Annotated in this window: 7 protein-coding genes and 1 other annotated feature (1 of these 8 only partly in view); of the genes, 4 read left to right on the top strand and 3 right to left on the bottom strand. The window is 39.7% G+C overall.

Features of this window, described 5'->3' with window-relative positions:
* Positions 1–208, top strand: a binding site (T-box leader) (it extends 49 nt beyond the left edge of the window).
* Between the two features lie 56 nt (positions 209–264).
* The 4 genes from PBF_RS21065 (at position 265) to PBF_RS21050 (ending at position 9094) form a co-directional block, all read left to right on the top strand.
* Entirely contained in the window at positions 265–2910 is a 2646-nt protein-coding gene (locus tag PBF_RS21065; protein WP_035332615.1) for a valine--tRNA ligase, read from the top strand.
* A gap of 70 nt (positions 2911–2980) precedes the next feature.
* Positions 2981–4294 carry a bifunctional folylpolyglutamate synthase/dihydrofolate synthase gene (locus PBF_RS21060; RefSeq protein WP_035332613.1) on the top strand — a complete coding sequence of 438 codons (1314 nt, stop codon included), beginning with the start codon at positions 2981–2983 and terminating at the stop codon, positions 4292–4294.
* 150 nt (positions 4295–4444) lie between these two features.
* A complete protein-coding gene (locus PBF_RS21055; protein ID WP_035332612.1) occupies positions 4445–6094 on the top strand; it encodes a sensor domain-containing diguanylate cyclase in 1650 nt (549 codons plus the stop codon).
* Positions 6095–6226: 132 nt separating this feature from the next.
* Positions 6227–9094 carry a VWA domain-containing protein gene (locus tag PBF_RS21050; protein ID WP_051488969.1) on the top strand — a complete coding sequence of 956 codons (2868 nt, stop codon included), beginning with the start codon at positions 6227–6229 and terminating at the stop codon, positions 9092–9094.
* A gap of 27 nt (positions 9095–9121) precedes the next feature.
* On the opposite strand, the gene PBF_RS21045 is transcribed toward PBF_RS21050, so the two are convergent.
* Genes PBF_RS21045 through PBF_RS21035 form a run of 3 tightly spaced genes read right to left on the bottom strand, consistent with a single transcriptional unit; the run spans position 9122 to position 12211 of the window.
* Positions 9122–11113, bottom strand: a complete 1992-nt coding sequence (locus PBF_RS21045; RefSeq protein ID WP_035332609.1) for a hypothetical protein — start codon at positions 11111–11113, stop codon at positions 9122–9124.
* Positions 11114–11124: 11 nt separating this feature from the next.
* Entirely contained in the window at positions 11125–11703 is a 579-nt protein-coding gene (locus tag PBF_RS21040; RefSeq protein WP_035332608.1) for a hypothetical protein, read from the bottom strand.
* Positions 11687–12211, bottom strand: a complete 525-nt coding sequence (locus PBF_RS21035) for a type IV pilus modification PilV family protein (protein ID WP_035332605.1) — start codon at positions 12209–12211, stop codon at positions 11687–11689. The genes PBF_RS21040 and PBF_RS21035 overlap by 17 nt, the downstream gene beginning before the upstream one ends.
* Between the last annotated feature and the right edge of the window lie 3 nt (positions 12212–12214).

The raw sequence follows: 12214 nt of genomic DNA, 5'->3' as shown, positions 1-12214 counted from the left end.
GGAAAACCAGCAGCTGAAAGGTTATCCAGGCAGAACCGTTGGAAGGTCGCCCTAGAGCATCTTTTGCGAAAGGCAGCAGCCAAGTAGTAAAAGACGGGAAATCCGTTATCTGCTTAAGTGTCAGCCACTATAAGAACTTCTTTCCCGGATTTTCTTTATTGGTTGAAAAAAAGGTGGTACCGCGAAACAAACTCCATTCGTCCTTTTATGGCGAGTGGAGTTTTTTTATTTTTGCTGATTGCTTTTAGAAAGGAAGAATGACATATGGAGAACAATGAATTATCAATGCCTACTAAATATGATCCGCAGGCGATTGAAAAAGGAAGATATGATTGGTGGCTGGAAGGGAAGTTCTTTGAAGCGAAAGATGACGAAGCGAAGCAGCCGTATACTATTGTGATTCCGCCTCCGAACGTAACAGGAAAGCTTCATCTCGGCCATGCATGGGATACGACGCTGCAGGATATCCTCACCCGAATGAAGCGTATGCAGGGATACGATGTTTTATGGCTTCCTGGTATGGACCATGCGGGTATCGCCACTCAGGCAAAGGTGGAAGAAAAGCTGCGCAATGATGGCAAAAGCCGCTATGATTTAGGCCGTGAAAAATTTGTGGAAGAAACATGGAAATGGAAAGAGGAATATGCCAGCCATATCCGCCAGCAATGGTCAAAGCTTGGATTAGGGCTTGATTACAGCCGTGAACGCTTTACCCTTGATGAAGGCTTATCAAAAGCTGTCAGAGAGGTTTTCGTTTCACTTTATAAAAAAGGATTGATTTACCGCGGCGAGTACATCATCAACTGGGATCCGTCCACGAAAACAGCGCTTTCTGATATCGAAGTTATTTATAAGGATGTTCAAGGTGCTTTCTACCATATGAGATATCCGCTTACAGACGGTTCGGGACATATCGAGATTGCCACTACACGCCCTGAAACGATGCTTGGCGATACAGCTGTAGCAGTACACCCGGAAGATGAGCGCTATAAGCATTTAATCGGCAAGACGGTTAAACTGCCGATCACAGGACGGGAAATTCCAATTGTTGCTGATGATTATGTAGAAATGGATTTCGGGTCAGGTGCAGTAAAAATTACACCGGCTCATGACCCAAATGATTTCGAGATCGGAAACCGCCACAATCTTGAAAGAATCCTTGTAATGAATGAAGACGGCACGATGAACATGAGAGCCGGTAAATACCAGGGTATGGACCGCTTTGAATGCCGCAAGCAGATCGTAAAGGACCTTCAGGAAGAAGGAGTCCTTTTCAAAATTGAAGAGCATATGCATTCTGTGGGCCATTCAGAGCGCAGCGGTGCAGTAGTTGAACCATACCTTTCAACCCAATGGTTTGTAAAAATGCAGCCTCTTGCGGATGAAGCCATAGCGCTTCAAAATAAAGAGGAAAAAGTGAACTTTGTTCCGGAGCGATTTGAAAAAACGTATCTGCGCTGGATGGAAAATATCCGCGACTGGTGTATTTCACGCCAGCTTTGGTGGGGTCACCGCATCCCGGCCTGGTATCACAAGGAGACTGGTGTGGTTTACGTTGGTCATGAAGCTCCTGAAGATAGTGAAAACTGGGAACAGGATAAAGATGTATTAGATACATGGTTCAGTTCAGCATTATGGCCGTTTTCAACGATGGGCTGGCCGGATACTGACTCTGCTGACTTTAAGAGATATTATCCGACTGCGGCCCTTGTAACAGGCTATGATATTATTTTCTTCTGGGTATCACGAATGATTTTCCAGGGTCTCGAATTTACAGGAGAGCGTCCATTCCAGGATGTATTAATTCATGGTCTTGTTCGTGACTCACAGGGACGCAAGATGAGTAAGTCACTTGGAAATGGCGTTGATCCGATGGATGTAATCGACCAGTATGGTGCCGATTCACTCCGTTACTTCCTTTCAACAGGAAGCTCGCCGGGACAGGATCTTCGCTTCAGCATGGAAAAGGTTGAGGCAACCTGGAACTTTGCCAATAAAATCTGGAACGCATCCCGCTTTGCCTTAATGAATATGGATGGATTAAAATTCGAAGAAATTGATTTAAGCGGTGAAAAGTCAGTTGCTGATAAATGGATATTAACCCGTTTGAATGAAACAATCGAGACTGTTACAAGATTGTCTGACCGCTATGAGTTTGGAGAGGTTGGCCGAGTCCTGTACAACTTCATCTGGGATGATTTCTGCGACTGGTATATCGAAATGGCGAAGCTTCCGCTGTATGGAGAAGATGAAGCTGCCAAGAAAACAACGCGCTCCATCCTGGCATATGTTCTGGATAACACAATGCGCCTGCTCCATCCATTTATGCCATTTATCACAGAGGAAATCTGGCAGAACCTTCCTCATTCAGGCGAATCCATTACGGTTGCCCAGTGGCCGGCTGTAAACGATGAATACACAGACAACCAGGCTGCAAATGAGATGAAGCTGCTTGTTGAAATCATCCGTTCTGTCCGCAACAGCCGAGCTGAAGTGAACACGCCGATGAGCAAGAAGATTAAAATGATGGTAAGGGCTAAGGACCAGGAAATTCTTGTAACACTGGAAAATAATCGTGCCTATATTGAACGCTTCTGTAATCCTGAGGAACTGGTATTGGCTCTAGAGGTTGAGACTCCCGATAAGGCGATGACAGCTGTTGTGACTGGAGCAGAAATCATCCTGCCGCTTGAAGGCCTGATTAACATTGAAGAAGAAGTTGCCCGTCTTCAGAAGGAATGGGATAAATTAAATAAAGAAGTTGAAAGAGTCCAGAAAAAACTTTCAAACGAAGGCTTTATTAAAAAAGCGCCTGAAAAGGTAATTGAGGAAGAAAAAGCAAAAGAACAAGACTACAGTGAGAAGAGAGCAGCTGTAGAAGCTCGCATCAGAGAGCTAAAAGGCGAATAATTAATAGTTGCGGAAGGCGGGTCCACATCATGGATTCGTCTTCCTTCCTGTATAACGGAGGTGCATGGATATGTTTTCTACTTATGAGGAAGCATTGGAATGGATCCATTCTAGGCTAAGACTGGGGATGAAGCCGGGTCTGCAGAGAATGAACTGGATGATGGAAAAACTCGGGCATCCCGAGAGAAGAATTAAGTCTGTTCATATTGGCGGAACGAATGGAAAAGGCTCAACAGTTACATTTTTAAGATCCATTCTTCAAGAGGCGGGTTATTCCGTCGGGACCTTTACATCACCATATTTTGAGAAATTTAATGAACGTATTTCTCTTAACGGAACTCCAATCGGGGATGAAGATCTTGTTCAGCTTGCCAATGATATATACCCGCTTGCTGTTGAATTGGAACAGACGGAACTTGGCGGTCCAACCGAGTTTGAAATCATTACCGCCATGGCTTTTCAATATTTTGGCCATGTAAGACCGGTGGATCTTGTGTTGTTTGAAGTGGGGCTTGGCGGCAGATATGACTCCACTAACATCATCTATCCCGTGTTATCAATCATTACAAGCATCGGGCTGGATCATACAGCCATACTTGGGGATACATATGAGAAAATCGCTTTTGAAAAAGCGGGAATAATTAAACCTGGAATCAGTGTTATTACAGCTGTTAAACAGGAAGAAGCACTCGCTGTTATTCAAGATAAAGCTTTAGGCTTAAAGTCCCCGGTGTATCAGCTGGGAAATGAATTTACTATTTCGGATCATCAATCCCTGGACCAGGGTGAGTTATTCTCCCTTGAGACAGTCTTTCAGGATTTCCGTGATCTTGAGACAGGAATGAGCGGGAAACACCAGACAGAAAATGCTTCCCTGGCTGTAATGGCAGCAGAGCTATTAAATAAGTTTTATTCTTTCTTAATAGAAGAAAAACACATACGAGCCGGATTGAAAATAGCATACTGGCCCGGCAGATTTGAAATTGTATCTCTTGACCCGCTGGTGGTATTAGATGGAGCCCATAATGAAGAAGGTATATCTGCTTTAACTGCAGAGCTGGAAAAGCGTTTTGGAGATAGAAGCAAAAAGATTGTATTTGCAGCGCTGGCTGATAAAAAGCTTGATAAAATGATCAGTAAGCTTGATTCTGCTGCAGACTGCATCATGTTTACAGAATTTAACTTTCCAAGAGCAGCATCTGCTGAAGATTTATTTAATCTCAGCAAAAACGGCAGAAAACAATTTCATTCAGATTGGAAAGAGCTATTGGAAACTGAACTGTGTGACTTAGGAAAAAACAGCGTCCTTGTTATAACCGGATCCCTTTACTTCCTATCAGAAGTGAAGCCTGAACTTTTGAACCTTTTGGAAAACAATCAATGAAAATATGACAAAAGTTAGAAAATTTGATAAAATGTTGTTATTATCCGACTATTTTCCTGAATAAAATGGAGGAGGGGAAAAAAGATAGTTAGTTCACGAGCCAAAAAAATAATATGGTTGCTATGGATACTGTTATTTCCCGCAGGTTTCATGCTAACCTATCATTTTTACCCTCCCGATCTTTCAGGACAGGGAATCAGTTTATTTGCCTTTTTTATCTTAATGTTTCTCGTTTCTTCCATGCCTATGGTTGTCAATAATACACCAATCTTCTTGATTCAATGGGTTTCCATGGCAGTCTTCTTAACCTTTGGTCTTCTTGCGGAAATAATCATGGTCCAGATGGGTGTCCTGGTACTTCTTTTAAGACTCAAAATACAAAAAGATCAGCTGTTTCGTCTGCCGCTTAACTCACTTTTGTTCTTTACAGTCTCTTTATTGAGCGGACTGGCTTACTTTGCAATGGGAGGCAAAACAGGCATAGATCTAATAGCCAATCCCCAGTATTTCTGGGTTGCAGCCGCCTACCCGGTCATTCACTTTACACTAAATCAGATATTAATCAGCGTAATTCAGGCTGCATTGTACGGCAGGAAAATATCCTTTTTGGAAAAAGACCTTATATGGGAAACAGTTACTTCTCTCATAACATTCCCAATTGGCCTTATCCTTTACATTCTTTATTCTGAAGTGGGAATTCTTGCACTCCTGTTTGTAGGTGTACCATTTGTAAGTCTTTCAATCATACTTCATCTTTATTACTCGAGTGAAAAGGTGATAGATTACCTTCAAAAAGCCTCAGAAATAAGTCATCAGATGGCCGAGCGCCTTGATGTTGATGAGGTTATGGAGCTTTTCATTTTGAAATTGAGCGAAATGATACCTGTTGATTATGCCTATATCCTAGATATTAAGAATAATGATGAACTTCATTCCATTTACCGGATAGAACATGGCCAAATTAAGCCGAATGATCTAATGCCTACCAAAAAAAATGAGGGAATCAGCGGATTGGTTTTAGACACCAGAAAATCTGTCCTATTTCATTCAAAAAAGAAATGGAAAAGCATTGCTAAGGAATTCGTGCCAGAAGATGCTGAGAGCATCATTTGTGTTCCTATAATCAGAAGTAATGAAATATTGGGGATTCTGCTGCTTTCCTCCACCAAAAAGAGGGCATATGAAAAGTCGCTGCTCATGATTGTCGATATTTTGTGTTCGCATTTTGCAATAGCCATTGAGAATACCAGGCACTATGAAGAAACAAAAGCCAAAAGCGAGCGCTGTGCGTTAACGAAGCTATACAATTACCGCTATATAGAGGCGAAACTAAATGAAGAATTCAGCAGATTGCAAAATGGTTCAAGGGATCTCCTCTCACTCATCATACTTGATATCGATCATTTTAAGAAAGTGAACGATACTTACGGTCATCAGAGCGGAAATGAAATTCTCTGCGAACTGGCGGATCGGCTGACAAATTTAATTGATACGGCTGGAATTGCTGCCCGATATGGCGGAGAGGAATTTATTGTTCTAATGCCTGATACCAGCAAGGAAGATGCAATAGGCTGGGCTGAGCTTATCAGGCAGACCATTGCCAATCGTCCATTCATACTTAAGCAGAACATCGATGGAAGAAGCAGCAGCACAAAAGTTTATATAACCGCTTCTTTTGGGGTAGCTGCTGCACCTGAAGATGCCGATGATTCACTGGCCCTAATACGCCATGCTGACAGAGCATTATATGTTGGAGCTAAGCGGGCTGGCAGGAATAGGGTTGCGGAATATGTGAAGTAAAATCCTTTTGCCTGTCAAAAGGATTTTTTTATGAATAAACAAATCTTTGGACCTATTAAATATATTGTTTTTATAGGTAAATTGGTATAATTAGAGTAATGCATAATACTGGTAAAGGAGGGATTTTACTATATGGCCAAAAAAATACTGCTTAGTTTATTAACCGCTCTTATTATATGCTCCCTATCTGTTGAATCTTCAATGGCATCTGGATTAAATGATGCCAAATTAAACTTCACTGTTCAGCCTTCCCAGAATATTATCGTGAAACCAGCTGGCAAGCCAGCAGCAGCAAATCTGGATTTCAGAGTAAAGCAGAGCGGAACTGCATCTGATAGTAATAGAGAACCAATGGATGTTGTCTTTATTATGGATATTTCCGGTTCTATGAATGATGCCGGTAAACTTGACAGCGCTAAAACAGCAATGAAAAATGCTCTTGACCATTTTTTAGAAACTGCAAATTCCAAAGACAGATACTATTTAATCCCATTCAATAAAAAAATCAGTGAGCAAGAGGGATTCTTTTATCCGACGGGAAATGCACTAAATGATCTTGGAATGATAAAAGAAAAAGTCAGGACGCTGTCAGCAATCAATGGAACAAATTATAAGGACCCGATAAAAAAGGCTGAAGAGCTGTTAAAAGGCGGGAATACGAATAATAATATTATTTTTTTAACGGACGGTGTCCCTACCTTTTCTGAGAGTGTGAAAAAAAGAACTTTTAATAAGGTTGTAGATGAAGAGTGCAGCTGGTGGGGATTGAATTGCCGATATATATACAAATCGGTTACTGAGAATGTTACATATACTGAAGAGCTCCTAACAGCGCGGGATTGGTACGGCAATTCTTATTTTGTGGCAGATGAATATTTTAAGGATAACAACAATCGTACCTATTCAGTAAAAAACAATAGCAAAGATTATTTACCTACTCAATCCTCCATTCGCAGTTCAATATTAGAAGAAGTGAAAAAGCTGGTCACAAATAATATAAAGCTATTTTCTATAGGGTTTGGGACTGATAAAGATATCGATATGAACTTTCTAAACGAGATGTCCAACTATACTGGAGAAACAGCCATTCAGGCAGGAACAGGAAATATTGGAGATATACTGGAACGAATTTCAAGCAGTGTGCTGAAGCCATCAATCACTGCTGAGATTCAAATTGACTTAAATCCTTTTAATGGAAAGGTATCTCTGGCAGAAGGATCAAATGCCATCCAAACTGAAGATAATATTATAACCAAACAGGTCAATTTCAAATATGATGTTGGGAAAGAAACAATAAGCGAACTGGATTTCAGTATTCCACTAAATTTTGCAGAAGAGGGAAAGTATCTTTTTAAAGATAATATAAAGTTAACATACAAGGATTTGAATAATAAAGAACAAATATTGGTCCATCCTGAACTGCAGATTGAAGTGAAAGATGATGCTCCTGCATCATTTAAAGGAACCATGCAGCTGGAAAAAGTGCAAAATAATTTACGTGATTTAGTCAAAGAAATGAATTCAAATACAAAATTAAATCATTTTAATATAAAGTATCATTTGGAGCCAATAGGCATTCCTGATAGCAGAGTGGAGGGAAGCCTTAAGAATATAGTGATTAAACAGCCGCTTCCTGAGGGAATACTCATTGCGGATCCTTCTGTGAAAGAAGAGATGATTAATGGACAAAGGCATGCAGTACTTATTCTGGCAAATCAGCAAACCAGCTATAAAAATGGTGCTTTCACACCGGATCATCTTTCTGCAAAAATAGCATTAAAAGCAGATAGAGCTTTTTATGGATTAACAATGCCGCGTGCACAAGTGTTTTACACTGACAGCAGATTCCCGGACAAACCTCAATCAACCAGCATAGCTGCTTCCAGCCAAGTACTTGATGCAAAGGTGAGATTATATAGCTTTAATAACATTGCTTATGATGGAGATGCGTCAGGCATCATTTCAAAAATTGATTTAAATAATAACGGTAAAAAACTGACGCAGACGGAGTTTCCGAATAATTATGGTCTGAAAAATAAGCCTGTAAAGAATTTGTATTTTCTTACAGAAACTCAGGCATCAGGCCTCAAAATTGAATACAGCGATGATAGTATCGCAATGCTTTATTTTGAACCGGATTTTGAGATGAAAGGCCAGGTTACAGGGAAGATCCTGTCTGATAGGGATGTTGTTTACGATCCCATTACTTTCAATCTAACTAAACTGGTTGCAGGTAAAGATATAAATTATTACTACAAAATTGAGAAAGACGGGGTCAATGAAGACTGGAAGCCTTTTGCCGCTACGGACAGTGTGCTTTTAGATGCTCCAGGGACATATATAATTAAGGTTAAAGCCACCGGTGGATTCGCGTTTGGAAATGATATCTCAAAGAGAATTACCATTATTAAAAGAATTGAAAGCATATCAGTAGCTCCAGATCCAATTGAATTGGATGTCGAAAAGTCAATATCCTTTAACGTGGAAATTTCACCAGCTGATGCATCCAATAAAGAACTCGAGGTGTTCATTGAAGATACATCTATAGCTGCTTTAACCGATAATTATTCAGTTTTTGGTAAATCTGCGGGTGAAACGTATTTAATTGTCAGAACAAAGGATGGCTCCGATATTGAAAAGAAAATTAAAGTGATCGTAACCGATCCATACATTGCTTTAGATGAAATAAAGTTTAATAAAGCTGTATATAAAATTGCCAGGGGAAACAGGCTCGCGTTAAAAGAATTACTGATCTTCAATCCTCTTAATGCCACCGATCAGGAAATTGTTGAAGTACTCTCTGAGATGCCTGATAAAGTCCGTGCAATCAAGAGGGGGACTGAGTGGTACATTGAGGGTGTGGAAATAGGATACGCCAAGGTAACCGCAGCTGCTGAAAAGCAAAAAGACGGGAAGCAGCCGAAAGCTTCAGCTCTATTTGAAGTAGTGAATGATGATGATCAACCGGACGATGGTCCTGCAGGGGAAGGTAAATGGTAAAAGAAAAAGGTGCTCAGCACCTTTTTCTTATTCTATTAATAGTTCATCAGAAAAAATTTGAAGATGTTTTACAATTGGAAGAGTATCTATTCGCTGCAGAAGTACATTTTGATCGTAGTTCACAATAAAACGGGAATACTTATCGAGTTGTGATGATCTTGAGGGCAGCTCTTCGATGGATTTTACTTCACCGCGAATAGCGTTAATTATCAGCTTCTCTTTGGCAAAAATGCCTCCATTGATATAAAAAAGTGAACCTACTCCATATAATTCTGCATCTTTTTCTGTATAGAAAAATCCTTTTAAAGGTTTTATCGTTTCATCTTCAGGGACATATGGCATTCCAGCTTCATCATCAGGATCGAAATTGCCGAATTCATTTATGCGTGTGAGCAGTAAATCATCTTTTGCCATCAGAACAAGCTGCTTTGTATTGTTTTCCGATCCTAAAATATTTACATTCGATATATTTGCACGTTTGCCTGCGTACACAACAGAATCAAAGATTACCTGATCATTCTCAGAAGGCTCTCCGGTTTCATCACCATTTATAGTAAAGGATCCATTGGAGATTATGGTTCCTGTCATTTCAATCGAAGTATTAAGGGCATTAATAGCAGTGTTTCTGCCTGACAATATATCACCGTTGACCTTAATGCCTTTACTGGATAGTTCGTCCTTGTTATGAGCATAGGATTCTATAATTATATCATTTGCCGAAATAATATTTTCATTCACCTCAAGCTTGCCGTTAAAATTAACAAGGTGAGTTCTCCCGGTTACTAATATATCTTCATATATTGTTAAATCTTCAAAATTCACGAGATAAAGGTCACCATCAACAATCAGTTTTTCATTCAATTCAAGAGAAGTATCCTCTGCCATAATCACCACATCGCCCTGGATAAGGCCGTTAAGCAGGGACGCATCTTCCGGTGTGTTTATAAGGTAACTTTTAATATCTGATTCATTGTTATTCCCTAATTCCTGCAGGATTTCGGGAAGTCCGGATTGCTTTTTTTGTTCCTTAATCAGAGTATTTATGGCGAAAGAAGAAAGAATTCCGGATTTTACCTCTTCTGAAAACGTACTGCCATTTCCGGCTCTGACAGCAGGAATCCCATTTAATGATAATAATTCATTGGCCTGTTCATTCATCGTTCTGTCAAAATCAATATTGATAAATTGGCTGTCATGCTTAAGCTCGGGGACATGTTCCTTATAAAAATTCTCTTTTATGAGCAGCGGAAGAAGGTTCGCTGTTGAACTATATAAATCCCCACTTATCGAAGACATGTTCGTATCAGTTTTCTCTTTACTTCCATCTCTTAATTCGTATTCAGCATCTTCATTTATTGTTAATCGGTTAGCATACACATTCCCGGAAAAGTTTGCTGACCCATTTAAAATTAGACCCGAATCATTTTCATCAGAAAAAGAGCCGGCAGCATATTTCAAGAAACTTGGAAGGGGAGACAGGATAATCCTTTTCCTGAGGGTCCGTGTAATTTTACCTTCTGTTTCAACAGGATTTTTAGTAACTATAATGATGTCTAATACTCTTGTGAAATCATTTTCCCGTTCAATATTAAAGGTATCATAATTTGATATGTCATCCATGCAAGGTGCAGAGGAATCTATAAAGCCAGCACTGCTTCCTGACAGGTCAATGATATTCAAACAGCTTATATTATCCTCTGTTTTGTAAGGCGCGATTAAGTCATCTTTCAGCTTATTCTTCAGGTCTATATCAAAATCACTCCGCACATAAAGTTTTCCTTCAATGTTCTTCCTCCGGTAATCTTCTAGTGGAAGGCTCGGCAGAATTCCTGCCAATTCGGAGGTCATTTGGTCGATTACCTTTACAGAATTATATGTAATGGAGATATCACTCTCCCTCGTTTCCGTTCTTTTGGCACCGCCCAGAGAAGCTGCCAGGATACTCATTCCCAAAACGGTAAATACAAGCGACATTAATAACACAGTAATAAGGGTATTGCCCCGCTCATTTTTCAGCAAATGATCACCTCTTAAAATCCAAACTTACTATCAAGCTCTAATTTTTCTTCAAGCCTTTCATGATCGAGCTTAAGCATTAATTCAATCATTCCCTTTGTACATGCTTCCTCATTTTTATTATTAAATTCAGAACAGGAAACTTCTAGTGCGGATTCGCTGAAATCAGCTGCAGAAGTAATCTCTGCGCTATCAATTGAGATTGTTTTCCGGGTGCTGTCATTTTCAGAATCAGTTATTTCAATCCTGACCACCTGCTCCTCTTCATTCGCAGCGTTTTGATTTATGGTATAAAAAATCTGCTGTTCCTTTTCTTGTTTAGTTAGAGATGTACTTGATGAATTTACCAGCTCAATACAATTTTTTTCACCGCATTCTCTGACATAGTCAAAAGGAAAAGAATAAAATGTGTTCATGATCATTGTTGCTGTATAATCGGCATCATCCCGCAGCTGTCCCTCAATGCCGATCTTATTGTAGAGCTTATACCCCGAAGTGAATACTCCATAAATAATCGGAAGAATAATACTGCTGATTACCAGAACGGCAAGCAATTCATAAAGAGTGGCACCGCGCTCATCGAAGATCTTCACTTTTTATTTCTCCTTCTATTTCTGTAGATTCTTCTTTTCCGTTTATCTCCCAGATCACAGTAGCTTTAAGAGGCACAAAAAAGGAAGAGTATTCCCCTTTGGCAGGTTTTGTATCTGAATTCTTCTCATCAGGCAAGCTGATGGTCACATTGTATTCAATATTATTTACCTTAATTGGACTGCAGTCCGATTCAGGAGATTCCCCATTCCAAAAATTCTTATATATAGATTTACCTTCGCTATTTTTACAGATATATATTTTTAAAAATTCACTCTCTTTCTGGAATTTCTCTCTTACTTCTATAAAATTTTCTTTCTCAATATGCATTAAAGCATTTCTTGCAACATTGACAGCTGCCGTTTTCTTTTCATTCATATTGGTATAAGTGTAAGCCTGAGAAAAAAACTTCATGGTTCCCATTAAAACAATCCCTAAAATCGTTAGTGAAACAAGTACTTCCACAAGGGTTAAGCCTTTAGAACTAGCAAGCGATTTTTTAAATTTCATAGC

The sequence above is a fragment of the Cytobacillus firmus DS1 genome (assembly GCF_000565285.1).
GTDB classification, from domain to species: Bacteria; Bacillota; Bacilli; order Bacillales; family Cytobacillaceae; genus Cytobacillus; species Cytobacillus firmus_A.
Note: the sequence above shows the minus strand (reverse complement) of the source record. Positions and strands in the feature narration are given on the sequence as shown.